Source organism: Streptomyces sp. NBC_00019 (assembly GCF_045041015.1).
Taxonomy (GTDB): Bacteria; Actinomycetota; Actinomycetes; order Streptomycetales; family Streptomycetaceae; genus Streptomyces.
Window position 1 is genome coordinate 3,224,527 of sequence record NZ_CP108302.1, and the last position, 25,574, is coordinate 3,250,100.

Genomic DNA, 25,574 nt, shown 5'->3' on the forward strand with positions numbered 1-25,574 from the left:
GGCGGGGGCCCCATTGCATCATGGGCTGTATGCGTGCCGCCCGCCTCATCAAGATGGTCCTGCTTCTCCAGTCCCGGCCCTCCATGACCGCCGCCGAGCTGGCGCGGGAGCTGGAGGTGTCCGAGCGGACGATCACCCGGGATGCGCAGGCGCTGTCGGAGGCCGGGGTTCCGGTGTACGCGGATCGGGGGCGGGCCGGGGGCTACCGGCTGATCGGCGGGTACCGGACCCGGCTGACCGGGCTGGCGCGGGGTGAGGCGGAGGCGCTGTTCCTGTCCGGTGTGCCCGGGGCGCTGCGCGAGATGGGCCTGGAGGACGCCGCCTCGGCCGCCCGTCTGAAGGTCTCCGCGGCGCTGCTCCCCTCGCTCCGGGACGCCTCGAGGACGGCGTCCCAGCGCTTCCATCTGGACGCCCCGAACTGGTGGAGCGAGCCGAAGACGCCCGAGCTGCTGCCCGCGATCGCCGACGCGGTGTGGGACGACCGGCGGGTCACCGCCCGCTATCGCAAGGGGGCGGTGGAGGTCGAGCGGGAGCTGGAGCCGTACGGGCTCGTGCTGAAGGCGGGGGTCTGGTACCTGTGCGCGCGGATTCCCGACCCCGGTTCCTTCCGGGTGTACCGGATCGACCGGTTCACGACGGTGGAACCCTCGGCGGACCGCTTCGAACGCGACGAGGAGTTCGATCTCCCCGCCTTCTGGGAGGACCAGGCGGAGCGGTTCGCACGGTCGATCCTGCGGGCCGAGGTCGTCGTACGGCTGTCACCGGACGGGGTGCGCCGGCTGCCGTACGCCCTGGCCGACCGGGTCTCCACCGGGGAGGCGCTGGAGCGGGCGGGGGCGCCGGACGAGGACGGCTGGGTGACCGTGACGGTCGCCGTGGAGTCGGAGAAGGTCGCCCGTACGCAGTTGCTGTCGCTGGGCCCGGAGGTGGAGGTGCTGGCTCCGGAGGGTCTGCGGGCATGTTTCGCGGAGGACGCGCGCCGTCTGGCCGGTCTGTACGGGACATAACAATCCGCCGCACTCCACGTGCGCCTCACCCGTCCAGGGCCGATGCTGGACCCGTGATGGACGAGACGGAGTTCTGGGAGCTGGTGGACGCCGCCCGCGGGGCCGCCGAGGGCGACCCCGAGGAGCAGGCGGACCTTCTCATCGACCGGCTCCTCCAGATGGACCCCGACATGGTCCTGGACTTCGCCCGTCACTTCGAGGCCCGCTACAACCGTGCGTACACCTGGGACCTGTGGGGCGCGGCCTGGGTCCTGCTCGACGGGGCCAGCGACGACGCCTTCGACTTCTTCCGCTGCTGGCTGATCGGGCAGGGGCGCGAGGTGTACGAGGGTGCCGTGCACGCACCCGACTCGCTGTCCGACCTCCTGAACGACTTCGACGAAGAGATCGACGGCGACGGGGAGGAGCTGGGGTACGCCGCCGACGAGGCGTACGAACAGCTCACCGGCGTCGTCGCCCCCGACCTCGGAATCCCGCCCGCGCCGCCCGAGCCGGAGGGGACACCGGTCGACTTCGAGAGCGAGCGGGTGTTGTCGGAGCGGTATCCGAAGCTGTGGGAGCGGTTCAGGGGCTGACGTCTACTTCAGGGGGAACCATGGCTCGAATCCCGTACCCGGAACATCCCGCCGACGGTGTCGCGAAGCTTCCCGTGCCGCTCAACGCCTTCCGCATGCTCTCCCACGCCCCGCCGCTCACGGACACGGCGATCGACCTGGGCCTGGCGGTCCTGCTCGAGTCGACGCTGCCGGTCCGGCTGCGCGAGCTGGTGATCATGGCGGTGGCCGCCGGCACGGAGTGCGCGTACGAAGCCGCGCAGCACCGGCCGATCGCGCTCAACTCCGGTGTGTCGGACGCCCAGTTGACGACCATCGCCGAACTGCGCTCCAGCGGGCCGGAGTTCGACCCGGCGGAGTCGGCTGCGGTCGCGGCGACCTTCGAGCTCGTCTCCCGATACACCCTGTCCGAGGGCGTGTTGACGGCTCTTTGCGCCTCCTTCACCGATCGCCAGGTCGTCGAGATCGTCACGACGGTCGGCTACTACGTCATGCTGGCGGGCCTCATGAACGGCCTCGGAGTGGACGTCGACCCGTCCGGGGAACAGTTCCTCGGTCTGACGGGCGACGGACCCGGGTGAGACTCAGACGGCGGTCGCGCGCCTGCGGGTCGTGTCCGTCGGGATGTACGCCTGGGTCTGGTCGACCTTCAGGACCACGTGGTGCATCGGGGCCGCGTTCGCCTGGTCGAGGGCGGAGGCCGTGACGGCGGCCGGGCCGAGGACGACGGCCACGGCGGCGCACAGGGCCGCCCAGGGGCCGCGGGACATCTTGGTGTTGCTGTGACTGCTGTTCATCTTCCCCACCTCCAGTCAGTGCCTATGGCATGACGGTAGGGCGGCAGTTTCGGGGTGATCCATGAGTCGCCTGCGAGGAACCTGTGAGCGGACCGGGCGTGGGCTCGGCTACGTCGACTCGGCCACCGCCTCCACGACCGACAGGACCGTCGGTGTCGGCACGATGCGCGAGATCCTGAGGCCCGCCGCCGCGAACAGTCCGGCGAAGTCGGCCTCGGTGCGTTCGCGGCCGACGAGGGCGGACATCAGCAGGAGGTCGAGGGTCTTGGCCTGGTGGGGTGCGTTGTCCCGGGGAACGACCGCGTCCACCACCAGGATCCGGCCGCCCGGCGCCATGGCCTCCCGGCAGCGCTCCAGGACGGTCACGCACCGGTCGTCCTCCCAGTCGTGGAGGATGCGCTTGAGGAGGTGGACGTCTCCCGGGGGCACGGCGGTGAAGAAGTCGCCCTCCGCCACGCTCCAACGGCCCGCGGTCTCCTCGACGTCGAGGCGATGGCCGGCCAGTACGTGCGGCTGGTCGTAGAGCACACCCCGCAGGCCCGGGTTGTGGCGCAGGACCTCCAGGAGGAGGCCTCCGTGGCCGCCGCCCACGTCGACGACCGTGCCCGTCCGCAGGAAGTCGTACGCGGCAGCGATCGGTTCGTTCTCGGGGTCGGACATGGCGGCCATCCCTGTGTGGAAGACGGCGGCGGTCGCCTCGTCCTGGGCGAAGTGTGCGAAGAACGGCATCCCGAAGATGCCCTCGAACACCGAGGTCCCCTCGGTCAGACAGCGGCCCATCTCGGCGGCCGGGAGCCACAGGCTGCGGTCGGTGTTCATCAGGATCGCCGAGCGGGCGGAGTGCGGGGCGTCGGTGCGCAGGGCGTCGCCGGTGGCGGTGAGTCGGAAGCGGCCCTCCGGGTCCTCCGCGACGATGCCGCGGGTGGCGAGCAGTCGGAGCACCCGGTAGAGGTTGCGGGCGTCCGTGGCGGTGACCTCGGCCAGTTCGGCGGGCGAGCGGGGGCCATCGGTGAGGTGGTCCGCCACCCCGACGGCCGCCGCCGCACGCAGCGCGGCGGGGAAGAGGTAGCCCAGCGACTCTTCGACGAGGAATGCGGCGGAACTGCGCGAATCGGTCGGCATGGTCGGGGTGGACGAGATCATCGACATCGCCAACGCCGAACACATACGTGCCTCCCTCGTACGCCAACTGCTGCGCGCCCGCGGCCAGGAGGCGAGCACGGTCGTCGTCGACCTGCGCGATCCGTGTCTGACCTCGGCCGGTGTCGACGTACTGGAGGACCTACGGGACCTCGCCGACTCGGTGACGGTCAGGCTCCTCGTCGTCGCCCCGCACCCGCTCACCCGCCGCGTCCTGCGTCTCACCGCCGCCGACCGGCACCTGGAGGTCCACCCCCGGCTGACCGAGGCGCTGCGGGCGATCCGGTGACCGACGTCACGGGACGCGTCCGGAAGGTTCACCTTTGAACTCTTGACCGGTGCCGTGATCCCCGGCGTACCGTGGCGGCCCCGAACAGGAGCACCCTGCCCATGACCAGCCCGGACGTGCGGGAGATATCGCGCGAGGAACATCTCGCCCACTTGCGGCTGCATCCCGACGCGAGCCATCTCCAGATCCCCGAGTGGGGCGATGCGAAGCCGGACTGGCGGGCGGAGAGCGTCGGTTGGTTCGAGGGCGAGGCGCTGGCCGCGGCGGCGCTGGTGCTGTACCGGCCGCTGCCCGGGACGCGGCGCTTCCTGGCGTACCTCCCCGACGGGCCCGGGATCGACTGGCGGGACCCCCGGCTGGAGCGCTGGCTGGACCCGCTCATCGCCCATCTGGAGGCGCGCGGGGCGTTCTCGGTGCGGATCGGGCCGCCGGTCGTCGTACGGCAGTGGGACCCGGGGACCGTCGCGACGGGCATCGCCGACCCCGCCGTAGGCCATCTCAACGACCTGCCCGCGGCCGCCATCGACGGATACGCGCTGGACGCGGCCGAGCGGCTGGGGCGGCTCGGGTGGCGGCGGTGCGCGGAGGGCGACGGGAACGGTTTCGGGCTCGGTCAGCCGCGTTATGGGTGCCTCGTCCCGCTCGAGGGGCGCACGGCGGACGATCTGCGCGAGGGCCTCGCCCCGCACTGGGAGCAGTCGTTGAGTACGGCGGAGGGGGCCGGGGTCCGGGTCTCCTGGGGCTCGGCGTCGGACCTGCCCGACTTCCACCGGCTGTATGTCTCGACCGCCGCGCACGACGGCTTCAAGGCCCGGCCGCTGGACTACTTCCGCCGAATGTGGAAGGCCCTGAACGCCGAGGACGACGACCGGGTGCGGCTCTATCTCGCCGAGTACGACGGCATCGTGCTCTCCGCCGCGCTCATGATCAACGTCGGCTCGTGCGCATGGCACTCCTACGCCGCGTCCGGGCGACAGGGGCGTCAACTGCGGCCCAGCAGCGCCCTGTTGTGGCGGATGATGAACGACGCGCGGTCGGCGGGCTGCGAGACGTACGACCTGCGGTCCATCACCCCCGCCCTCACCGACGACCGGCTGCTGGGCCGCCTGCGCTTCAAGACGGGCGCGGGCGGCTACGCCGTGGAGTACCTCGGCGAGTGGGAACGGCCCGTCGGCAGCCAGGGGAAGGTGCTCCAGCGGGCCCTGCGGGCGTATCTCGGGCGCCGGTGAGCCGGTCGATGACGACGCTCAAGGCGCGGGCGGGGGCGGCTGCTCGGACGGTGGGCGGCCCGCCTGTGGCCCGGGGACGCGGCTGTCCGGCGCCGGAGCGTCACCCCACGGCGGAATCGTCCGGTCGCCGGGGGCGGTGAAGCCGCGCTGCGGCAACGCCACCCGGTCGCCCGTCGTCGGGAGGCCGCTCTGTGGCGAGGTCGACGGCGGGTACCTGCCCTGGAGTCTCGCCGCCGTCTGTCTGATCTCCGGGAGGCGGGCCGAGAGGGCCGCGCCGGGGCAGCTGGTCATGTAGCCGTCCTCGTGGCCGGCGATGGCGGGGAGGGCGGCGGTGGTGCCGGCGGCGTAGCGGCTGAGGCCGTTGCTCGATGTCAGTTTCACGGTTCTGCGCGGGTCCACGTCCGCGAGGCCCAGTTTCCAGGCCGCCAGCGAGGCGATCGCGTCGGTCATCGCCTGCGGTACCGGGACGCCCGCCGTGAAGGTGCCCAGGGCCGCGATGCCGGACGTGCGGTGGTTGAAGCCCTGGGTGTGGGCGCCGGTGACGGGGCGGTCGACACCTCCCGCGCGGCCCTCGTAGATCGTGCCGCAGCGGTCGACGAGGAAGTTGTAGCCGATGTCGTCCCAGTCGCGGGCGCCGGTCTGGCCGGCGGCGAGGTAGCGGATGATGCGGGGCGCGTCTGCGCAGTCGTAGGTGTTGGGCGAGTCGGTGTGGTGGATGAAGACGGCGACGACCTTGTCGTCGTAGCGGGCCGGGGGCGGGGTGAGGGCGGCCGTGTTGGCCTCGCCCGTGTCCGTTGTCCAGACCGACCTCGGCACTATGCGCGGCTTCGCCGCGTGGTGGAGTGCGGCGGGGCGGGCCGCGAGGGGGTGTGCGGAGCGGGCCTCGGCCCGGCGCTCGACGCCGTGCGCGCAGAGGACGAGGACCACGACGGCCGCCAGCCCGGGGACACAGGCGAGCAGCAGCAGCACTCCGGTCGGCAGGTGGATCCTCCGGCGCGGCGCCCCGGTCCGTATTCGGACCGCTCGCCGCCGTCGTATCCCCCGCGCTCTTCGGACACGCATGGTCCCACTCTCGGACGGATCCTCCGCGTCCGCGATGTGTGGTGTGCCACCCGGTGGAACCATCGTCCTGGTCCGGGGCGTTTCTCCGGATACACGCACAGCGTGTGCACGCACGCGTGGCCGGTTCCGGGTGTCACGCGCGCGTGTCTGCTGATCACTGGGCCCGTCCCCTCCGTAATAAGGGGTCCAAGAGAAAGGCGGCTCCGTGGACCTGCTCGACATCCTGCTGGTGCTGGTGACCCTGGCCTATGCGGCATCCGGCTACCGGCGCGGCCTGGTGGCCGGCTGTGTCTCGCTCGCCGGTTTCGTGGGCGGCGCGATCATCGGCGTGTGGGTGCTGCCCTGGATGATGGACCTGGTGACCCCGGGCAGCACTTCGGCGACGGTGACGGCGGTGCTCACGGTGCTGGTTCCGGCCGTCGTCGGGCACGAACTCGCGGGGCGTCTGGCGCTGCGGCTGCGCCGGGAGCTGGACCAGGGGCCGCTGCGGGTCGCCGACGGGGTCGGCGGCGCCGCTGCCAACTCGATCGCCGTGCTGATCGTGGCGTGGGTGGCGGCGAGCGTGCTGGGCGCGTCCTCGTCCGCGGTGCTCACCACGGCGATCCAGGACTCACGGCTGCTGGGTGCCGTGCAGAACGCCATGCCGGACACCACTCCGGCCTGGTTCTCCCGGGCCACGTCCGCGCTCACCGAGGCGGGCTTCCCCCAGGTCTTCAACCCCTTCGAGAACGAGTCGACGGCCCGGGTCGCCAAGCCCACCGGCGACAGCGTCACCGCGAGCGCCACGAACGCGGCCAAGCGCAGCACCGTGAAGATCGAGGGCATCTCCGGCACCCAGGGCCGCGAGGGCAGCGGCTTCGTCTACTCCACCGAGCACGTCATGACCAACGCCCATGTGGTGGCCGGCATCGACGAGCCGACCGTCCGGGTGGGCGGGGTCGGACGGTCGTACGAGGCACGCGTGGTGCTCTTCGATCCGGACAAGGACGTGGCGGTGCTGTACGTGCCCGATCTGGAGGCACCGGTGCTGCGCTTCGACGACAACGCCACGCGCGGCGACTCCGCGGTCGTCGCGGGCTATCCGCAGGACGGCGACCTCAACCTCCAGGCGGCCACCGTCGCCAACCGGGTCCAGGCGAACGGCCAGAACATCTACAACGACGGGACCGCCACCCGCGAGATCTACTCGATCCGGTCGACGGTCCGCCCGGGCAACTCCGGCGGGCCGCTGCTGACGACGGACGGCAAGGTGTACGGAGTCGTCTTCGCCCGGTCCACGTCGGACGACGAGACGGGGTACGTGCTGACCGCCGACGAGGTCGCCGCCGACGCCGAGCGGGCGGCGGAGGCGACGGCGCCGGTGGACACGGGTGACCTGGTCACGTCGTAGCCGGTCGCGACGTCAGAAGTGCGTCCCGCCGTCGATGCGGACCTCGGTACCGGTGATGAACCGGCCATCTTCGCTCGCCAGCATCGCGACGACGCCCGCCACGGTCTCGGGGCCCGCGAAGCCCCGCCCGAGGGCGGGTGCGAGCTTGGTGTAGAGGTCCCAGTCGGTGTCCTCGGGAAGGCCCGGGCCGGTGCTCTGCCCACTGGCGCCCGAGCCGTCGGTCATGCCGGAGGAGATGGAGCCGGGCTGCACGGCGGTGAAGCGGATGCCCTGCTTGCTGTACTCGCTCGCGAGCGCGTGGGTCATGGACTGGATGCCGCCCTTGCTGGCCGCGTAGGCCGCCATGTAGGGGTGGGCGAAGGTCGCCGAGGTCGAGCTGAAGTTCACGACGGCGGGGCCGGTGCCCTCGCGCAGGGCCGGTATCGCCTCGCGGATCATCAGGAAGGTGCCGGTGAGGTTGACCGCGATGATCCGGTTGAAGTCGGCGAGGCTCTGCTCGTGGGTGTGGGCGGAACGCAGGATGCCGGCGGCGTTGACGAGCACGTCGAGCCCGCCCAGCGCCTCGACGGCGAGGGCCACGGCCTGCCGTACGGAGGCCTCGTCGGCGATGTCGACGAGGACCGTGGTCAGCCGCCGCGCGCCGGCGCCCGCCTTTTCGACGGTGTCCTTCAGGCCTGCCTCGCTGATGTCGGCGGCGACGACGGTGGCGCCCTCGGCGAGCAGCCGGAGCACGGTGGCCTGGCCGATGCCGGAGCCGCCGCCGGTGATGAGGGCGCGTCGGTTCTCGTAACGGTTCATGGCCTTCACGGTACGCCTGGGTGGCACGTTTTGCCATCAAGGCGAAAGATGCCAATGTCGGAGCTCCGGCGTAGGCTTCCCCGGTGAGCACCAAGCCCCTCTCACTGACCGAGCGCCGCAAGGCGGCGACCCAGCTCGACATCGCACGCGCCGCCGCCGCGTTGTTCACCGAGCACGGACCCGATGGCACGACCGCCGAGGACATCGCCGAGCGGGCCGGGGTCGCCCTGCGCACCTTCTACCGGTACTTCCGCAACAAGCAGGACGCCGTCGGCCCGCTGCTGGCCCGGGGCGCCGACCGCTGGCGCGAGCTCCTCGCCGCGTCGGAGCCGGGCACCGCCGGGCTGCCGCGGGCCCTGGAGCGGGCGATCGGGGAGTCGCTGTCCGTGCCGGACGCGCACGCGGCGGAGGGCCTGCGGCAGACGCGGGCGCTGCTGCGGGCAGCCGTGGCCGACCCGGCGCTGCGGGCCGTGTGGTACCGGGTGAACCAGGAGTCCGAGGAGAAGCTGATCCCGGTGGTGGCGAGGCTGGCCGGGCCGGACGCCGACCCGCTGGACGTACGCCTCACGGCCGCGGCCGCGACGGACGCCATCCGGGTGGCGCTGGAGACCTGGGCGGAGACGGACGCGGACACCAGCGGCCCGGGCTCACCCGCGGAGCTGGCGGTGCGGTGCCTGCGGGAACTGGTGGGCGGCATGAGACTGCTGACGGGCTGACGGCAGCGGTTGCGAACGCGTCGACGTGGCCTGCCCGCCGATCGGTGCCTTGATCGTCAGGATGGGCAGTGTTCTCACCGACCGACTCGTCCGCAGGAGGCTTCCGTGCCCGTCTTCTTCCTGATCTCCCTGCTCGTCGCGGGGGCCGCGCTCTATCTGGTCGTCCGCAGGCGTCGTACGGCCGCCGAGGCCGACCAGGTCAGAGACTGCGCCCCATGAACACGTCGTCGACGTACTCGCCGTCCAGCAGGAACTCCTCGGGCAGGACGCCTTCCACCACGAAGCCCTCGGACTCGTAGAGCTTGCGGGCCGGGGCGTTGTGCCCGAGGACGCGCAGCGTGATGCGGCGCGCGCCCAACTTCCTGGCCTCCTCCTGCACCGCCCGCAGCAGCGCCCGCGCCACTCCGGCACCGCGCGCCTCCTCGGCGACGACCAGGCCCTGGATCTGGCGGACGTGCGCGTTGCAGGCCAGCGGGGTCGGGAAGCCGAGCCGGATGTAGCCGACGAGCACGCCGTCGAGTTCGGCCACCAGATGGTCGCGCGGGCCGAACCGCTCGCCGTAGAAGGGCTCGTGCGGCGGCTGGGGGCGCGGCGAGACGGCGTGCAGCGTGGACCAGGTGGCGCGGTCGAGGCGTCCCAGCGTGTCCTCGTCGTCGAGGGTGGCGTGGCGTATGTGCATGTCGGCCACCCTACGGCGCACAAGACCGGGCCTTTGCGTGAATTCGGAGCAGAATTGACGCCATGCAGCGTTCCCGAATCGCGGTGGCCGGCGCGTCCGGTCTCATCGGCGGTGCCCTGGTCCGGTCCCTGCTCGCCGACGGACACGAGGTGGTGCGCCTGGTACGCCGGGCACCGGGAGATGCGGACGAGGTCCGTTGGGACCCCGAGGGGAGGCGGGTGGACACGGGCGGGCTGGCCGGGTGCGACGCCGTCGTGAACCTCGCGGGTGTCGGGGTCGGCGACCGGCGCTGGACGGAGGCGTACAAGACGCGGATCCGGTGCAGCCGGGTGCTCGGCACCTCCGCGCTCGCCGAGGCAGTCGCCTCGCTGGACAAGCCGCCGCGGGTCTTCGTCAACGGCAGTGCGATGGGCTTCTACGGCGAGACGGGCGACCGGGTCGTCGACGAGAGCGCGCCCGCCGGGGAGGGGTTCCTGCCCAAGCTGTGTGTGGAGTGGGAGGGTGCGGCGGCGCCGGCCCAGGAGGCGGGTGTACGGACCGTGTTCACCCGGACCGGGCTGGTGGTGGCGCGCAAGGGGGGTGCCTGGGGGCGGCTGTTCCCGCTGTTCAAGGCCGGGCTCGGGGGGCGGTTGGGCGACGGGCGGCAGTACTGGTCGTTCATCGCGCTGCACGACGAGGTGGCCGCGATCCGGCATCTCATCGACACCGACGGGCTGTCCGGGCCGTTCAACCTGACCGCCCCGAACCCGGTCACGAACCAGGAGATCACCGCGGCCATGGGGCGCGTACTGCACCGGCCGACGCTCTTCACGGTGCCCTCGCCGGTGCTGCGGACCGTGCTCGGTGAGATGTCCGGGGACGTCCTGGGCAGCCAACGGGTGGTGCCCAAGCGGCTGCTGGAGTCGGGGTTCACCTTCGCGTTCCCGGAGATCGAAGGAGCCGTCCGAGCCGCGCACGCGGAGCCGTAGGGGCGCGCCGGTGTCGAGAGGGCCGAGCGCGCGGAGGCCCGAAGGGCTGAGCACGGTCGGTCCTCTCGACACCGACTGAGGCGCCCCGGAGGCGGAGCAATGAAGAAGGGGCGACCGTATGCGACCGGCGTGCGACCGTGCCCTGTTCATGCGCGACTGTTCCTGACCGACTACCGCCTTAACCTCAAGCCGAACTCGGGTATCCCCGGAGCCAGTTGGGGGCATGACGTCTCCACCGGCCGCGCAACCTCGAGGAGGGGCACGTGCTTGAGCCCGCGTACCAGGCGGACGTCGTGATCGTGGGAGCCGGGGTCGCCGGGCTCTCCGCCGCGCATCGGCTGACCAGCGCAGGAGTGACGACCGCGGTGCTGGAGGCCGCCCATGGGGTGGGCGGCCGTATGTCGACGGAGAAGGTCGACGGATTCCGGCTCGACCGGATCGGACAGCTGCTGTCCACGGCGTATCCGGAACTACGCAGGACACCAGGGCTCGACGGACTCGTCCTGCGTCCGTTCGCGCCGGGCGTCCTGCTGCACAGCGACGGGCGCCACCATCGCGCGAGCGCGCCCCCCGGCGCAGGGGGCGCAAGGGGCGCACTCCACGCGGTGCGCGCCCTGGCGAGCGCCCCGAGGCCGACGGTTCCGCGAAGCACGCCACGGGGAGTCGCCCCCCTGGGCAGCGGCGTCGACCAGGCCCGTCTCGGGACAGCGCTCACCCGGATCGCGAACACCCCGATCGAACGCCTGCTGTGCCGCACCGAGTCGCCGGCCGCCCAGGCCCTCGCCACCCGCGGTCTGCCCGCCCGGACGGTCGACGGCTTTCTGCGCCCGCTGCTCGCCGCGCTGTTGTGCGACCCCGAGCTGACCACGTCCAGCCGGTGCGCCGACCTCGCGCTGCGCGCCTTCGCGGCCGGGCGGCTGTGTGTGCCGGAGGGCGGCGCGGAGGTGCTGCCGGAGCTGCTGGCGCGCTCGCTGCCGGCCGGCACGGTGCACACGGGGGTGCGGGTCACCTCGGTGTCGACGAGCTCGGTGACCACGGCGGAGCACGGCGAGTTCCGCTGCCGGGCGGTACTGCTGGCGACGGACGCCCGCACGGCAGCGGACCTCCTCCCGGGCCTGCGCGTACCGGACTTCCACCCGGTGACGGTGGTCCACCACACGACGGACGAGCCCCCGGAGACGGGCGCCGCGCTGCTGCTGGACGCGGACCGGGGCGGCCCGGTGGCCCACACGGCGGTGGTCAGCCAGGTGGATCCGTCCCGTGCTCCGGCGGGCCGTTCCCTGATCTCGTCGACGGTCCTGGGCCCGCCCCCACCGGACGTCGAGACGGCCGTACGCAGGCACCTGTCCCGCCTGTACGGCACGTCCACCACCCGCTGGGAGACCCTCGCCGTCCACCACACACCCGAAGCGGTACCTGCGATGCGGGCCCCGCACGACCTGCGCCGCCCGGTACGCCTGCTGGCGGGCCTGTACGTGTGCGGCGACCACAGGGACACCAGCACGGTCCAGGGCGCGCTGCACTCGGGCCACAGGGCGTCGACGGCGATCCTGACGGACCTGGGCTCGGCGACCCCGATGCACAGGGCGGAACCGATCCCGACAACGCAGGCTGCCTGAAACGCGCCCCAAAGGGGCGCGGGGCTGTATCGATATGCGGCTCCGCCGCGGGGGCGCGACCAGCCACGACGGAGTCGCGCAGACCCCACAACCTCCGAAGTCACGGTGAAGACATCACCCCAGCGCCGCGACCTTGTCCCGATACCCCCTCACCGGCGCCGCGTCCTTGTAGGGCTCCAACCGCTTCTCGAAGTCCCGCACATACTCGATCGCCCGCACCGACCGCATCTCCACAGCGGCCCCCGCCGCCTCCGCCCCCAGCGCACACGCCTGGTCCAGCTCACCCAGCCCCAGCCGGGCGGAGGCCAACACCACACGGCAGAACAGACGGCTGCGGGCATACGCGGGCGCCCGCAACTGCAGGGACCGCTCGGCATGCTGGGCCGCCGCCCGGAACTGCTGCAGATCCCGGTGGGCATGACCGAACTCGTCCGCCAGCTGCGCCTCGTCGAAGAACCGCGCCCAGTAAGGAACTTCGTCACCGGGCCGAGCCGCCTCCAGCGCCCGCTCGGCCCGCACCAGCGCCCCCGTGCACGCCCGCACTTCGCCCAGCACCCCGTGCGCCCGCGCCTCGACCGCGTGCAGCAGGGCCTGGACCACCGGCGGGGCATTGGTGCCGACGCCCTGCTGGGCCACCCGCGCCAGCTGCACCGCTTCCCGCCCGTGCCCGAGGTACACCGCCTGCCGGCTCATCGTGATCAGCACGTACGAGCCGTACGCCCGGTCCCCCGCCGCCTGCGCGAGCCGCAGCGACTGCACGAAGTACCGCTGCGCGAGCCCATGCGCCGCGATGTCGTACGACGTCCAGCCCGCGAGCCTCGTGAGGTCGGCCGCCGCCGAGAACAGCCGACGGCCGGTCTGCTCGCCGTACATACCGCGCAGCATCGGCTCGCACTCGTGCTCCAGGTACCGCACGAGGGCCTGCCGGGCGTGACCGCCGCCGTACATGTCGTCCAGGGAGCGGAACAGGTCGCCGACCGAGCGGAGCGCCGCGATGTCGCCGCCGGTGACCTTCTGGCCCGGGCCGCGCTCCGCGCCGCGCTGCCGGGGCACCACCGGGCGGCCCTGGGTGGGGACGGTGGGGGTCCCTCCCGCTCGAGCGAAGCCGAGAGTGGGGGAGGGCGGCTCGCCGCGGGCCACCTTGTCGTCGGCCCGCCCGATCAGCCAGTCCCGGCTGGGCACGACGAGCCCCGCCGGGGTGAACGCGATCTTGCGCAGCTCGGCGTGGCTGCCGGAGTCCTTGCGCCACAGCCCGCTGACGATGTCGATGGCCTCCTCGGGGGTCGCGGCGAACTCGAGACCGGCGTACACCGGCGCACAGGCGTCGAGCCCGAGGTCCTGCGCGGAGAGCCGGCGCCCCAGCCGCCGGGTGAAGACCTCGGCGATGAGGGCGGGTGTCGTGCCCCGCGGCTGCTGTCCGCGGAGCCACCGGGTCACGGATGTCTTGTCGTATCTCAGATCAAGCCCGTGTTCGAGACCGAGCTGGTCCACCCGACGGGCGAGCCCCGCGTTGGAGAACCCCGCTTCTGCGATGAGCGCGGCGAGCTGGCGGTTGGGAGTGCGCTGCGCGGGTCGTTCCGTCATCTGGGGTGGTGTCTCCTGCCCGGATTGCCTGTGAGCAGCCCTTATGGCCTCTATAGGACGGCGCGAATGTAGCGGAGAGTGAGCAGACGATCGCACACTTCGACGTTCGTTCATCCGATCGTGTGAGGATTGGCCGCACGGCTGACGCGAGACGGCGAGTCGTACAGTGGCGTAGGCACACTTCGTGCCTTACGACTCTCCGGGGAGGCGCTTGCCGTGAGTGAGCTGCGGTTCGTCCGTATGGGGTTCGGCGCGGACGCCGTCGAGTACCAGGAGGCGTGGGACGAGCAACGCCGGGTGCACGCGGCACGGTTCGCGGACGAGACCCCCGACACCGTCCTGCTGCTCGAACACCCGCCGGTGTATACGGCCGGACGGCGCACGGCGGACAGCGAACGCCCCCTGGACGGCACCCCGGTCGTCGACGTGGACCGCGGCGGCAAGATCACCTGGCACGGTCCGGGTCAGCTGGTGGGCTACCCCATCCAGAAGCTGCCGCGTCCGGTGGACGTCGTGGCGCATGTACGACGCCTTGAGGAAGCCCTGATCCGCACCTGCGCGGAGTTCGGCGTGGAGACCAGCCGGGTCGAGGGCCGCAGTGGCGTATGGGTGCTCGGTGATCCGGTCGAGGAGCGCCCGTCCATCGGGGGCCTGTCGCTGGACCTCGACCCCCGTCTGCACGACGAGGAGTTCGACCCGCGCATGAACGGCCCCGAGTACGCCCCGTCCAACGCCGGCCAGCGCCGCGAGGACCGCAAGATCGCGGCGATCGGGATCCGGGTGGCCAAGGGCGTGACGATGCACGGCTTCGCGCTGAACGTGAACCCGGACAACCGTTGGTTCGACCGCATCATCCCGTGCGGGATCCGGGACGCGGGGGTCGCGTCCCTGGCGGACGAACTCGGGCGGGACGTGACGATCTCCGAGGTGCTGCCGGTTGTCGAGCGGCACCTGAGGGACGTACTCGAGAATGCGGATCCGAAGCCGCGGGAGATCGAGAAGGCGACGGCGTAGTCGCGCCGATGGAAGACCGTCGTCACCTGCGGGCCGGTGAGGGCTGGTCGCACTCACGCGGCGGGGCCGCATATCGATACAGCCCCGCGCCCCCAGGTGGGGAATGGAGCCCGGAGTCCAGAGGTTGGCCTCACCGGTAGGGCCCTACAAAACACGGGGCGTACCCTGGTGTACGCCGAAGAATCGAAGCTACAGGGAGCCGATGTGTCCGCAGTCACACCCGACGGACGCAAGATGCTGCGCCTGGAGGTCCGGAACGCCCAGACCCCCATCGAGCGCAAGCCCGAGTGGATCAAGACCCGGGCGAAAATGGGTCCCGAGTACACCGCGATGCAAAAACTCGTGAAGAGCGAGGGGCTCCACACGGTCTGCCAGGAAGCCGGCTGCCCCAACATCTACGAGTGCTGGGAGGACCGCGAGGCCACCTTCCTCATCGGCGGCGACCAGTGCACCCGCCGCTGCGACTTCTGCCAGATCGACACCGGCAAGCCCGAGGCGCTCGACCGCGACGAGCCGCGCCGCGTCGGTGAGTCCGTGGTCACCATGGACCTGAACTACGCCACCATCACCGGCGTCGCCCGCGACGACCTGGAGGACGGCGGCGCCTGGCTGTACGCCGAGACGGTCCGCCAGATCCACCAGCAGACCGCCGAGCGCGAGAGCGGCCACACCAAGGTCGAGCTGCTCGCCCCCGACTTCAACGCCGTGCCGGAGCTGCTCCAGCAGGTCTTCGAGTCCCGCCCCGAGGTCTTCGCGCACAACGTCGAGACGGTCCCGCGGATCTTCAAGCGCATCCGCCCCGGCTTCCGCTACGAGCGCTCGCTGAAGGTCATCACCGAGGCCCGTGACTTCGGTCTGGTGACCAAGTCCAACCTGATCCTCGGCATGGGCGAGACCCGCGAGGAGGTCAGCGAGGCGCTCCAGCAGCTGCACGACGCCGGCTGCGAGCTCGTCACCATCACGCAGTACCTGCGCCCGAGCGTCCGCCACCACCCCGTGGAGCGCTGGGTCAAGCCGCAGGAGTTCGTGGAGCTGAAGGAGGAGGCCGACCGGATCGGCTTCTCCGGTGTGATGTCCGGCCCGCTGGTCCGGTCCTCGTACCGCGCCGGCCGGCTCTACCAGATGGCCATCGAGAAGCGCGGTTCCTACGTCGCGTCGCAGGCCGTGTGATGGCACGGAGTGCCACTCGGAGCGTGTGAATCCGAGCACAAGCAACTACCGCTCGGTAGCGACCGATTGACGCGGCCCTGGACGTCCCCGCAGATGGGGGCGGTGTCAGGGCCGCTTCAGTGTTCTCGTGCCGCAAATCAAGGCTTCATTGGTGTTTGACCGGTCGGTCACGCCCTGGTAACACCAATCAGTGACCCTGGTTGTACAGCCCGTGCACCACTCACCAGAGCCGCTATCCCTGAGGGGGGACCTCCATCATGCAGGCCGCGCCCGTTCGCGCCACCGCCATCCCGTCGTTCACCGATGCACTCCGTGCCGTCGAGTCGCTCCTCATGAGCAGCGGCCAGCGCACCGCCCGCCGCAACGCCTGGACGTCCGTGCTGGAGGACCGCCGCCGCGCCAAGGACAGGGTCGAGGCGCAGCAGGTGCTGGAGCGGTCGTTCACCGTCCGTCCCTGAAGCTTTTCCTCCGGGACACTGCCGTCGTCGGCGCTCCTCGGGCCACGTAGACTTCGTGGCATGGCGAGAAGTGACAGTGCGGCCGATGCCGCTAACCCCGGGCGACTGAAGCAGATCGCCCTGACGTACAAGATGACCCGCAAGGCCGACAAGACGATCGGCCTGGTGCTCGCGGGTGTCTTCATCCTCATCCTCGGTGTCTTTCTCGCGATCGGCTTCCTGATCGGTCACCCGGTCTACCTGGGCATCCTGGGCATCCTGCTCGCCTTCCTCGGGACGGCGATCGTGTTCGGACGCCGGGCCGAGCGGGCCGCCTTCGGACAGATGGAGGGCCAGCCGGGCGCAGCCGCGGCCGTGCTGGACAACATCGGCCGGGGCTGGACGACGACCCCCGCGGTGGCGATGAACCGCAGCCAGGACGTGGTGCACCGGGCCGTCGGCAAGGCCGGCATCGTCCTGGTCGCCGAGGGCAACCCGAACCGGGTGAAGAGCCTGCTGGCCGCCGAGAAGAAGAAGATGAACCGGATCGTGGCGGACGTGCCGGTGCACGACCTGATCGTCGGCACGGGCGAGGACCAGATCCCGCTGAAGAAGCTGCGCACCAGCATGCTGAAGCTGCCCCGCGTGCTGACCGGCCCCCAGGTGACCGCGACCAACGACCGGCTGCGGGCCATGGGTGACCTGATGAGCAACATGCCGCTGCCGAAGGGGCCCATGCCGAAGGGCATGAAGCTGCCCAAGGGCGGGCCGAAGGCACGCTGATCGACCTCCTACGACGAAGGGGCGCCCGGAGAGATCTCCGGGCGCCCCTTCGTCGTAGGAGAACTAGATCCGCACCTCGACCGTGCGTGCCAGCCTGTCGTGCAGGCCCCGGCCGTCGCGGTCCCAGATCAGGGCCGGGACGGCGATGCACAGCAGGGCGCTGCGCAGGAGGCCGCGCAGCGGGCTCGGGCGGCCGGTCGACAGGTCGACGACGCGCAGGCCGAAGAGACGCTTGCCCGGGGTGTAACCGATCGTCCCGACCGTGAGCACGTTCATCACGAAGAAGACCAGCAGCGCCCAGTTCGAGGACGCCGGGACTTCGTAGCCCTGAGTGATCAATTGGGATGCAATCAGAACGCTCATCGCCCAGTCCACGGCGAGTGCTCCGAGCCGCCGCCCCGGCCGGGCGATGGAGCCCGGCCCCTCCTCCGGCAGGCCCAGTTGCTGCCCGCGGTATCCGAAGTCCACACCGGCTTGTTCGGCGGCCGCACGGGGCCCCGAGAGCCACGATCCGATTGCTTCCCTCTTGTCCACCCGTCCACCGTACTGCCCGCGTTTCGGGATGCGGACAGGTGGGGTGCGGAGCGGGATGTCCGGTTAACTTGTGCGAAACAAATGGGTCACGCCCGAGAAATCACGCGTCCCTAATGTCGTCGTCATCGTGTGCCACCGCACTGGCCGCACAAACGAACTACCACCCCGGCAGGGAACCGTCGGGAGTAGGAGGAGCTGGATGTTCCAGAACGCCGACGAGGCCAAGAAGTTCATCGCGGACGAGGACGTCAAGTTCGTCGACGTCCGTTTCTGCGACCTGCCGGGCGTCATGCAGCACTTCACGCTGCCCGTCGAGGCGTTCGACCCGGACGAGGAGCTCGCGTTCGACGGCTCGTCGATCCGTGGTTTCCAGGCCATCCACGAGTCCGACATGGCGCTGCGCGCGGACCTCTCGACCGCCCGGGTCGACCCCTTCCGCCGCGACAAGACGGTCAACATCAACTTCTTCATCCACGACCCGATCACGGGCGAGCAGTACAGCCGTGACCCGCGCAACGTGGCCAAGAAGGCCGAGGCCTACCTCGCGTCGACCGGTATCGCGGACACCGCGTACTTCGGTCCCGAGGCGGAGTTCTACGTCTTCGACAGCGTCCGTTTCGCCACCTCGGCGAACGAGAGCTTCTACCACATCGACTCCGAGGCCGGCGCCTGGAACACCGGTGCGGTGGAGAACAACCGCGGCTACAAGGTCCGCTACAAGGGCGGCTACTTCCCGACCCCGCCGGTCGACCACTTCGCCGACCTGCGCGCCGAGATCTCCCTCCAGCTCGCCGCCTCCGGCCTCCAGGTCGAGCGCCAGCACCACGAGGTGGGCACCGCCGGCCAGGCCGAGATCAACTACAAGTTCAACACGCTGCTCGCCGCGGCCGACGACCTCCAGCTCTTCAAGTACATCGTGAAGAACGTGGCCTGGAAGAACGGCAAGACCGCGACCTTCATGCCGAAGCCGATCTTCGGTGACAACGGCTCGGGCATGCACGTGCACCAGTCGCTGTGGACCGGCGGCTCCCCGCTCTTCTACGACGAGGCCGGCTACGCGGGCCTGTCGGACATGGCCCGCTACTACATCGGCGGCATCCTCAAGCACGCCCCGTCGCTGCTCGCCTTCACCAACCCGACGGTGAACTCCTACCACCGTCTGGTCCCGGGCTTCGAGGCGCCGATCAACCTGGTGTACTCGCAGCGCAACCGCTCCGCGGCCATGCGTATCCCGATCACGGGCTCCAACCCGAAGGCCAAGCGCGTCGAGTTCCGTGCGCCCGACTCCTCCGGCAACCCGTACCTGGCCTTCTCCGCGCTGCTGCTCGCGGGCCTCGACGGCATCAAGAACAAGATCGAGCCGGCCGAGCCGATCGACAAGGACCTCTACGAGCTGGCTCCCGAGGAGCACGCGAGCGTCGCGCAGGTCCCGACCTCCCTCCCGGCCGTCCTCGACCGCCTCGAGGCCGACCACGAGTTCCTCCTCCAGGGCGACGTCTTCACGCCGGACCTGATCGAGACGTGGATCGACTTGAAGCGCACGAACGAGATCGCGCCGCTGCAGCTGCGTCCGCACCCGCACGAGTTCGAGCTGTACTTCGACGTGTGATCGAACCTGGGCCGGTTCTCCCGGCTCTCTCGGCGCCCCCGTTCCTGGTTTCTCAGGGCGGGGGCGCCGTCGTATGGTTTCGGGAACAGACGTGCGAGAAGGGCGACCGGGGGTTACGGGGATGGCCGAACGGGACGACGAGGAGCGGGAGTTCGACATCCGGTGGGCCGACGGCGCCGAGGAGAAGGAGCCCTCGGCACGGGCCCGGATGCTCGCCGCACGCTGGAAGGAGAACCCGCCTGAGGCCCAGCCGTTCCGGCCGGAGCCCGAGCGAGTGCGACGGCCGCGGTCGCCGTGGGTGTCGACGGCGGTCGTGTTCGGATGTGTGGCGGCGGTCATCGTGCTGCTGGGGTACACGAACTTCCGGGCGCCGTTCTAGGCCTCGTATATCGCGCGACTCGACGCGGTCCCGCCACCTACGATCGCCGGACACATCAGGGCTGGTCAGGGGTGGGCATGGACATCTGGTACGGGGCCGCTGCGGCCGTGCGGCTCGCGGAAGGGGTCCCGCTGCGGGAAGCGCTCGACACAGGTGATCCGGCCGCCTGGATCGCGTTGGACGCCGGGGTACGGACGATCTCCTGGGATACGGAACGGGTCGTGTGGTTGCCGGCCTGGGAGAAGACCGAGGGTGGGCGGGCGGTCAAGGATGCCCTGCTGTCCGGCGGGCCGCTCGGCGAGGGTCAGCTCGCGCTCGCCCTGTGCCACCGCGAGGGCAGGGTCAGAGAGGCCTCGCTGTGGCGGGCCGTCGATTTTCCCGGGTTGCTGCCGCTGCTCGTCGTGCGGTGTTCCGACTGGGCCGCGCCGGTGCGGGAAGTGGCACGGCGGCGGCTGACGGAGACGCTCGACGCCGAGGCTGCGGTGCGGGTGATGGGCCTGGTGCTGCGGATCGGGCGGCGGGACCGGGGGGACTTCGTCAGCGCTCTGGCCACCGCGGTGCTGCGGGCCGCGCTTCCGGAGACGCTCGCCCCGTTGTACGCCGACCCGTATCGAGGGGTACGCCGGTACGCGTACCGGCTCGCCGTCGACGAGGGGTTCCTCTCCCCCGTCGAGTTGGCCCGGGCCGCCGCCCGTGACAGCGACCCGGTCGTGCAGTCGCTGTGCGCCGACACCGCGTTGGCCGCCGTCTCGGACAAGGACGGGCCTCACGACGACGTACTCGAACCGCTGCTCGCCGCCCGTGGGCCGCAGGCTCGGGCGGCCGGGGTCACCGCGTTGCGGCGGGCCGGGCGGGTGGAGCGGGCGGTGGGGTTTCTCGGGGACCGGTCGGGGGTGGTGCGGGCCTGCGCGCGGTATGTCGTGCGGCAGGGCGGGGGCGATCCGCTGCCCTGGTACCGGGAGCGGTGTGCGCGTGCGGACGGTCTGTCTCCGGGGGTCGTGATCGGGCTCGCGGAGTGCGGGGAGCGGGTGGACGCAGCGTTGCTGTGGCCGCTGCTCGACCACCCGGCGGCGGGGGTGCGGGCGCGGGCCGTGGCGGGGCTGCGGGGGCTGGACGTGGTGGACGTACGACGGCTGCTGCCGCTTCTCGACGATCCGGCGCCCGGTGTGGTGCGGGAGGCGACCGTGGCGCTGTTGCCGTCGGTCGGGTCGCTGGACGCGGACCGGCTGATGGAGCGGCTCGCGGTGGAGCGGTCCCGGCATGTGCGGGTCGCCGCGTTCCGGCTGCTGCACGCGCGTGACGGGCTCGTCCGGCTGCGGGCCTCCGTCGCGCTGCTCGACGACCCGGACGACAAACTCCGGCAGTGGGCCCGGCAGTCCGTGCAGCGCTGGCACCCGACGGCGGACGCGCCGCCCGGGACGGTGGAGGTGGGTGAACTGCTCGACCGTGGTGCGCATCTGTTCAGCGAGTACGTGCTGAAGCGGCGCAAGTGGGAGGCCGGGCTCAAGGACTGAACCTTTGCTGGTCCTAGAGGTGATCACGACCGCTTCATGGTGGGGCCGGGTGCACACTGGGCAGTGGGGCGAGTGCCTGACTGCGGGGTGATGCAGATGCAGAGCCGTTTCCGGAGCGATCGGCGGCTGACCGTGCGTATGGCGGTCACGCTTTTTCTGCTCGGACTGCTGTACGTGGCCTTCGTTGCCGCGTTGATCGTGTTGCTGAAGTCCTGGGTGCTGGTCGTGGTGATCGCCGCGGGGATGCTGGGCGCGCAGTACTGGTTCTCCGACCGGGTCGCGCTGTTCGCGATGCGGGGACGGGTCGTGGGGCGGGAGGAGTATCCGGAGTTGCACGGGGTCGTCGACCGGCTGTGTGCCATCGCGGACATGCCCAAGCCCGTGGTCGCCGTGTCGGACATCGACATGCCGAACGCCTTCGCCACCGGGCGGAATCCGGATCATGCCGTGGTGTGTGTGACGACGGGCCTGCTGCGGCGGCTGGAGCCGGCCGAGCTGGAGGGCGTCCTCGCGCACGAGCTGTCGCATGTGGCGCACAAGGACGTCGCCGTCATCACCGTCGCTTCCTTCCTCGGCGTCATCGCGGGGCTCGTCGTGCGGTTCGCGTTCTACTCGCAGATCTTCAGCGGGCGCAAGGACCAGAACACCGCCGTGATCTTCGCGGGGGTGATGGGGGTCTCCGCGGCCGTGTACGCCGTCTCCTTCCTGCTCATCCGGGCCCTGTCCCGGTACCGGGAGCTGGCCGCCGACCGGGCCGCCGCACAGCTGACGGGGCGGCCCTCGGCGCTGGCCTCCGCGCTCACCAAGGTCTCCGGGGACATCGCGAGGATCCCCACCAAGGATCTGCGGACCGCGCAGGCGTTCAACGCCTTCTACTTCACCCCGGCTCTCGGGTCCGAGCCCGGCATCGCCCGGCTCTTCTCCACCCACCCGAGTCTGGAACAGCGACTGGATCAACTGGGCCGGATCTCCACCGAGTTGGGTGAGGCCGCGACCCCGGGGAAGGCGGACTGACACCCATGGGGCTGCTGGACATTCTGCTCGGGCGTACGAAACCGGTCGCGCCCGATCTCGACCAGCTCTTCGCACTGCCGTCGGCGGCCGTCACCCTGGAGGCCGCCGCGGGGTTCACCCCGACCGGCAGCGGGGCGGTGTGCTTCGCCACGGTCGAGGGCGCCGCGTTCGAGCAGACGCACCGCGAGGTGCAGGCGCTCCTCGACGCGGACGCCGACCGCGACGGCCCCCCGGTCCAGCTGCGACGCGACGAGTACGGCTACTCCTGGCTGGTCTCCGAGCGGGCCACCGACGAGCTTCCCCAGCTCGTGAACGACCTGCACGCGGTGAACGCCTCGATGGAGGTCAACGGCTTCGGCCCGCAGCTGCTGTGCTCGCTGGCGGGCTTCCGTGACGGCGAGGGCCGTACGCTCGCGCTGGTCTACCTCTACAAGCGCGGTACCTGGTTCCCCTTCGCGCCACTGCCCGACGGAGGGCAGCGGCGCGACAACGCGCTGGAACTGCGGGTCAAAGCGGCTCTCGGGGACGATCTGCGGATCGAGCAGGACCTGAGCCGCTGGTTCCCGGTGTGGGGCGCCCCCGGCCTCTGACACCGGTGACCGGGGAGCACCCGGCAAGGGCTCACTTGCCCTTCTTCTCGCGCTCCTGACGGCGGGACTCGAAGGGGCGGTCGCGGCGGTAGCGGCGCTCCCACTTGGCCTGCTTGTCACGGCGCTCCCGGTACGCCCGGTAGTCGCTGGGCATGACCCCGGACGAGGAACCGCCCCGGGAGGAGGGCGTCGAGGACGCGCCCCGCCCGTACTGCGTGTACAGGAAGAGCACGGCAGCTGCGGCGAGCCAGTAGACGTGGTTCCCGAATCCTAGGACGACCAGGACCGCGGCCCCGGCCATGACGATGGTGCCCATCACGGGCCTCCGTGTGCGTGGGTGGGTGAGCAGCAGAGTAGTCCCGGGGCCGCCCGGTGAAACCGGTCCTGCGGCAAGCGGTGGGGAGCAGCTCCGCAATGCGTGTCCAGCGTAGGGAGACGGTCACTGCGTGTGCATCTCCTTTTCCCGCTCCCTGGCGTGCGCCCCGCATTCCGGCACCCTAAAGTCGAGCGAAACGCCAAATTGCACCGATAAGGGGTGTTCCCGGATGAGTGATCTCTTCGTCGTCGCCTACAACGACCTCGCCACCGCCAACCAGGTCCGCGAGAAGGTGATCGAGCTGTCCAAGCAGCATCTCGTCGAGCTGGAGGACGTCGTGGTCGTCGAGCGGCGCGAGGACGGCAGGATCAAGCTGCACCAGGCCGTCAACCACACCGCCGTGGGCGCGGCGGGCGGCGCCCTGTGGGGCGGGGTGATCGGGCTGCTCTTCCTGGCCCCGCTGCTCGGTGCGGCGGTGGGTGCGGCGGCCGGCGCCGCCGGGGGCGCGGTCACCGACACCGGTATCAACGACAACTTCATGAAGGACCTCAGCCAGAACCTGCGGCCGGGCGCCGCCGCCCTGTTCATCCTGGTCAAGCAGGCCGCCCAGGACAAGGTGATCCCGCAACTCGCCCCGTTCGGCGGCGAGTTGGTGCAGACCTCGCTGAGCCAGGCCGACGAGGACCATCTGCGCGAGGCGATCGCGGCGGCGCGGTCACCGAAGGCGGAATCCGCTTCCTGACGCCGGGGCCGCCATGAGTGAATGAGGTCATGATCTCCTCGTTCACTCAGCATCACGACGGCGAACGGCTCAGCGGGGTGTACGGGGGCGGTGGCCCGGACCGGGCCACCGCCGTTCTGCTGCACGGGGCGGGCAACGGCAGCAAGGAGCGGCTGACGCCAGTCGTGGAGGAGTTCGCGGGCATGGGCTGCGGTGTCCTGGCCCTCGACTTCTCCGGGCACGGCGAATCCACCGGTGAGCTGCGGGAGTTGAGCCTGCGCCGGCGCTTCGAGCAGGCCGTCGCGGTGATCGACGCGAGGGTGCCGGCGGACGGGCCGCTGATCCTCGTCGGGTTCAGCATGAGCGGGCAGACGGTGGCGGATCTCGTACGGCACTACGGGGAGCGCGTGACGGCGATCGGGCTGTGCTCGCCGGCGGTGTACGCGGCCGAGGCGTGGGACGTGCCGTTCGGCAGCGGGGACAGCCGGTTCCGCGCGATCCTGCGCACCCCGGACAGCTGGCGCGGGGCGCCCGCGCTGGACGCGCTGCGGGCGTACGAGGGGCGGGCGGTGCTCGCGGTGCCGGGCCACGACGAGGTCATCCCGCCCGCCGTGACGGAGGCCGTCCAGGACGCGCTGGCCGCGCGGTCGCAGTACACGCGCCTCGACGTCCCGGACGCACAGCACCGGTTGGGCCTCTGGTTCCACGATCACGCCGAGGACCGGCGGGAGTTCGTCGACGCGCTGCTCGTCGAGGGCTGGACGGCGACCCGAGCCTGGGTGGCCAAGCAGCTGCCCGCGGGCCGTACGGTCGCCACCACCCGTTTCCTGTCCGGAGGCTGGAGCTCGCAGATGCGCGGGCTCACCCTCGACGACGGCTCGGACCTGGTCCTGCGGTCCTTCGTGAAGCCCTTCTTCCGGCACCACGCGCCCGGCCTGCTGAACCGCGAGGCGTCGATCCTCACACTGCTCGCCGGCCAGGACGGCATCCCGGTCCCCGAGCTGCTCGCCGTGGACGCCACGGCCGAACACAGCGATCACCCGGGCCTGTTGATGTCCCGGCTGCCGGGCCGGGTGCGGGTCGACGAGGAGGATCTCGTACGGCGGCTCGATCTGCTGGCGGCCCAACTCGTACGGATCCACCAGGTCGTACCTGACGAACGGCCGCGCGCCTATCAGGCGTGGACGTCACCGGAGAGGGTGCGCGTACCCGAGGATGCGCTGTGGGAGCGGGCCGTGGACGTCATCCGGCGCGATCCACCGTCGTACGAAGGTGTCTTCCTGCACCGGGACTTCCACCCCGGGAACGTGCTCTTCACCGACGACCTGCGGATCAGCGGTGTCGTCGACTGGGTCGAGACCTCGTGGGGCCCCGCCGACCTGGACGTCGCCCACTGCTCGACGGCGCTCGCGCTGCTGCACGGGCCGGAGCACGGGCTCGGCTTCCGGGACCGCTACGAGGCCCAGGGCGGACGTCGACTCTCCGACGGCACGGATCACCTGTACTGGCGGCTGCTCGACTCCCTCGCCTACGCCCCCGACGCCGGGAAACTGGCGGGGCCGTGGCGCGAGCTGGGGCGGACCGAGCTGACGCCGGCGGTGCTGGGCGGGCGGCTGGAGGCCTATGTGGGCGGGCTGTTGGAGCGGTACGCCTGAGAGCTC

The 25,574-nt window shown here is 71.2% G+C and carries 27 protein-coding genes and 1 pseudogene; 20 read left to right on the forward strand and 8 right to left on the reverse strand.

Annotated elements, in window-relative coordinates; all coding sequences use genetic code 11:
- The first annotated feature begins 29 nt into the window (after positions 1-29).
- Genes OHU89_RS15380 through OHU89_RS15390 form a run of 3 tightly spaced genes read left to right on the forward strand, consistent with a single transcriptional unit; the run spans position 30 to position 2,142 of the window.
- Positions 30-1,007, forward strand: a complete 978-nt coding sequence (locus tag OHU89_RS15380; protein ID WP_405643188.1) for a helix-turn-helix transcriptional regulator — start codon at positions 30-32, stop codon at positions 1,005-1,007.
- 56 nt (positions 1,008-1,063) lie between these two features.
- Positions 1,064-1,582: a DUF4240 domain-containing protein gene (locus OHU89_RS15385; protein ID WP_405654507.1), complete on the forward strand. Its 519-nt coding sequence runs from the start codon at positions 1,064-1,066 to the stop codon at positions 1,580-1,582.
- Positions 1,583-1,602: 20 nt separating this feature from the next.
- Positions 1,603-2,142, forward strand: coding sequence for a carboxymuconolactone decarboxylase family protein (locus OHU89_RS15390; protein WP_405643190.1), 540 nt, complete (start codon positions 1,603-1,605; stop codon positions 2,140-2,142).
- 3 nt (positions 2,143-2,145) lie between these two features.
- Here OHU89_RS15390 and OHU89_RS15395 read toward each other — a convergent pair whose 3' ends face one another.
- Positions 2,146-2,358, reverse strand: coding sequence for a hypothetical protein (locus OHU89_RS15395; RefSeq protein ID WP_361477060.1), 213 nt, complete (start codon positions 2,356-2,358; stop codon positions 2,146-2,148).
- Positions 2,359-2,466: 108 nt separating this feature from the next.
- Positions 2,467-3,480 (reverse strand): methyltransferase, encoded by a 1,014-nt coding sequence (locus tag OHU89_RS15400; RefSeq protein WP_405643193.1) that lies wholly within the window; start codon positions 3,478-3,480, stop codon positions 2,467-2,469.
- Here OHU89_RS15400 and OHU89_RS15405 point away from each other — a divergent pair.
- On the forward strand, positions 3,479-3,787 hold the full coding sequence (locus OHU89_RS15405; RefSeq protein ID WP_405643194.1) for an STAS domain-containing protein: 309 nt from the start codon (positions 3,479-3,481) through the stop codon (positions 3,785-3,787). The two genes, OHU89_RS15400 and OHU89_RS15405, sit on opposite strands and share 2 nt — an antisense overlap.
- 101 nt (positions 3,788-3,888) lie before the next feature.
- Complete coding sequence (locus OHU89_RS15410) at positions 3,889-5,016, forward strand: lipid II:glycine glycyltransferase FemX (RefSeq protein ID WP_405643195.1); 1,128 nt, start codon at positions 3,889-3,891, stop codon at positions 5,014-5,016.
- Between the two features lie 213 nt (positions 5,017-5,229).
- Here the strand turns inward: OHU89_RS15410 and OHU89_RS15415 are convergent.
- A pseudogene (locus OHU89_RS15415) lies at positions 5,230-5,979 on the reverse strand (peptidoglycan recognition protein); the annotation flags it as partial.
- A 304-nt stretch (positions 5,980-6,283) separates the two neighbouring features.
- Here OHU89_RS15415 and OHU89_RS15420 point away from each other — a divergent pair.
- Entirely contained in the window at positions 6,284-7,468 is a 1,185-nt protein-coding gene (locus OHU89_RS15420; protein ID WP_405643196.1) for a MarP family serine protease, read from the forward strand.
- Between the two features lie 12 nt (positions 7,469-7,480).
- On the opposite strand, the gene OHU89_RS15425 is transcribed toward OHU89_RS15420, so the two are convergent.
- Complete coding sequence (locus tag OHU89_RS15425; protein WP_405643198.1) at positions 7,481-8,266, reverse strand: SDR family NAD(P)-dependent oxidoreductase; 786 nt, start codon at positions 8,264-8,266, stop codon at positions 7,481-7,483.
- 83 nt (positions 8,267-8,349) lie between these two features.
- Between OHU89_RS15425 and OHU89_RS15430 the strand changes: the two genes are divergently transcribed.
- A complete protein-coding gene (locus OHU89_RS15430; protein ID WP_266893426.1) occupies positions 8,350-8,982 on the forward strand; it encodes a TetR family transcriptional regulator in 633 nt (210 codons plus the stop codon).
- Positions 8,983-9,181: 199 nt separating this feature from the next.
- Here OHU89_RS15430 and OHU89_RS15435 read toward each other — a convergent pair whose 3' ends face one another.
- Positions 9,182-9,661 carry a GNAT family N-acetyltransferase gene (locus OHU89_RS15435; RefSeq protein ID WP_405643200.1) on the reverse strand — a complete coding sequence of 160 codons (480 nt, stop codon included), beginning with the start codon at positions 9,659-9,661 and terminating at the stop codon, positions 9,182-9,184.
- Positions 9,662-9,723: 62 nt separating this feature from the next.
- Between OHU89_RS15435 and OHU89_RS15440 the strand changes: the two genes are divergently transcribed.
- Together OHU89_RS15440 and OHU89_RS15445 are read left to right on the forward strand one after the other, a co-directional pair.
- Positions 9,724-10,629: a TIGR01777 family oxidoreductase gene (locus OHU89_RS15440; RefSeq protein ID WP_405643202.1), complete on the forward strand. Its 906-nt coding sequence runs from the start codon at positions 9,724-9,726 to the stop codon at positions 10,627-10,629.
- Between the two features lie 263 nt (positions 10,630-10,892).
- Entirely contained in the window at positions 10,893-12,248 is a 1,356-nt protein-coding gene (locus OHU89_RS15445; RefSeq protein WP_405643204.1) for an NAD(P)/FAD-dependent oxidoreductase, read from the forward strand.
- A gap of 114 nt (positions 12,249-12,362) precedes the next feature.
- Here OHU89_RS15445 and OHU89_RS15450 read toward each other — a convergent pair whose 3' ends face one another.
- The gene (locus OHU89_RS15450) at positions 12,363-13,832 is read right to left on the reverse strand and encodes a regulator (RefSeq protein ID WP_405643206.1); all 1,470 of its coding nucleotides are present in this window, start codon (positions 13,830-13,832) and stop codon (positions 12,363-12,365) included.
- A 216-nt stretch (positions 13,833-14,048) separates the two neighbouring features.
- Between OHU89_RS15450 and lipB the strand changes: the two genes are divergently transcribed.
- The 4 genes from lipB (at position 14,049) to OHU89_RS15470 (ending at position 17,236) form a co-directional block, all read left to right on the forward strand.
- Complete coding sequence (lipB, locus tag OHU89_RS15455) at positions 14,049-14,846, forward strand: lipoyl(octanoyl) transferase LipB (RefSeq protein ID WP_405643207.1); 798 nt, start codon at positions 14,049-14,051, stop codon at positions 14,844-14,846.
- A 204-nt stretch (positions 14,847-15,050) separates the two neighbouring features.
- Positions 15,051-16,016, forward strand: a complete 966-nt coding sequence (lipA, locus tag OHU89_RS15460; RefSeq protein WP_266893420.1) for a lipoyl synthase — start codon at positions 15,051-15,053, stop codon at positions 16,014-16,016.
- 257 nt (positions 16,017-16,273) lie between these two features.
- The gene (locus tag OHU89_RS15465; protein ID WP_361477094.1) at positions 16,274-16,474 is read left to right on the forward strand and encodes a hypothetical protein; all 201 of its coding nucleotides are present in this window, start codon (positions 16,274-16,276) and stop codon (positions 16,472-16,474) included.
- Positions 16,475-16,534: 60 nt separating this feature from the next.
- On the forward strand, positions 16,535-17,236 hold the full coding sequence (locus OHU89_RS15470) for a DUF4191 domain-containing protein (RefSeq protein ID WP_405643209.1): 702 nt from the start codon (positions 16,535-16,537) through the stop codon (positions 17,234-17,236).
- 63 nt (positions 17,237-17,299) lie between these two features.
- On the opposite strand, the gene OHU89_RS15475 is transcribed toward OHU89_RS15470, so the two are convergent.
- On the reverse strand, positions 17,300-17,770 hold the full coding sequence (locus OHU89_RS15475; protein WP_405643211.1) for an RDD family protein: 471 nt from the start codon (positions 17,768-17,770) through the stop codon (positions 17,300-17,302).
- 199 nt (positions 17,771-17,969) lie between these two features.
- Here OHU89_RS15475 and glnA point away from each other — a divergent pair, with 199 nt between their 5' ends.
- The 5 genes from glnA (at position 17,970) to OHU89_RS15500 (ending at position 22,876) form a co-directional block, all read left to right on the forward strand.
- Entirely contained in the window at positions 17,970-19,379 is a 1,410-nt protein-coding gene (glnA, locus tag OHU89_RS15480; protein ID WP_266893416.1) for a type I glutamate--ammonia ligase, read from the forward strand.
- A gap of 121 nt (positions 19,380-19,500) precedes the next feature.
- Complete coding sequence (locus OHU89_RS15485) at positions 19,501-19,758, forward strand: hypothetical protein (protein WP_266893415.1); 258 nt, start codon at positions 19,501-19,503, stop codon at positions 19,756-19,758.
- A 77-nt stretch (positions 19,759-19,835) separates the two neighbouring features.
- The gene (locus tag OHU89_RS15490) at positions 19,836-21,272 is read left to right on the forward strand and encodes a hypothetical protein (RefSeq protein WP_405643213.1); all 1,437 of its coding nucleotides are present in this window, start codon (positions 19,836-19,838) and stop codon (positions 21,270-21,272) included.
- A 96-nt stretch (positions 21,273-21,368) separates the two neighbouring features.
- Positions 21,369-22,286: a zinc metalloprotease HtpX gene (gene htpX, locus OHU89_RS15495; RefSeq protein WP_405643215.1), complete on the forward strand. Its 918-nt coding sequence runs from the start codon at positions 21,369-21,371 to the stop codon at positions 22,284-22,286.
- Between the two features lie 5 nt (positions 22,287-22,291).
- Positions 22,292-22,876, forward strand: a complete 585-nt coding sequence (locus tag OHU89_RS15500; RefSeq protein ID WP_405643217.1) for a hypothetical protein — start codon at positions 22,292-22,294, stop codon at positions 22,874-22,876.
- 31 nt (positions 22,877-22,907) lie between these two features.
- Here the strand turns inward: OHU89_RS15500 and OHU89_RS15505 are convergent, their stop codons facing one another.
- Complete coding sequence (locus OHU89_RS15505; RefSeq protein ID WP_405643218.1) at positions 22,908-23,192, reverse strand: hypothetical protein; 285 nt, start codon at positions 23,190-23,192, stop codon at positions 22,908-22,910.
- Positions 23,193-23,421: 229 nt separating this feature from the next.
- On the opposite strand from OHU89_RS15505, the gene OHU89_RS15510 reads away from it, so the two are divergent.
- Both OHU89_RS15510 and OHU89_RS15515 read left to right on the forward strand, forming a co-directional pair.
- The gene (locus OHU89_RS15510) at positions 23,422-23,934 is read left to right on the forward strand and encodes a DUF1269 domain-containing protein (RefSeq protein ID WP_405643220.1); all 513 of its coding nucleotides are present in this window, start codon (positions 23,422-23,424) and stop codon (positions 23,932-23,934) included.
- A 29-nt stretch (positions 23,935-23,963) separates the two neighbouring features.
- Positions 23,964-25,568, forward strand: a complete 1,605-nt coding sequence (locus OHU89_RS15515) for an alpha/beta fold hydrolase (protein ID WP_405643222.1) — start codon at positions 23,964-23,966, stop codon at positions 25,566-25,568.
- Positions 25,569-25,574 lie beyond the last annotated feature (6 nt).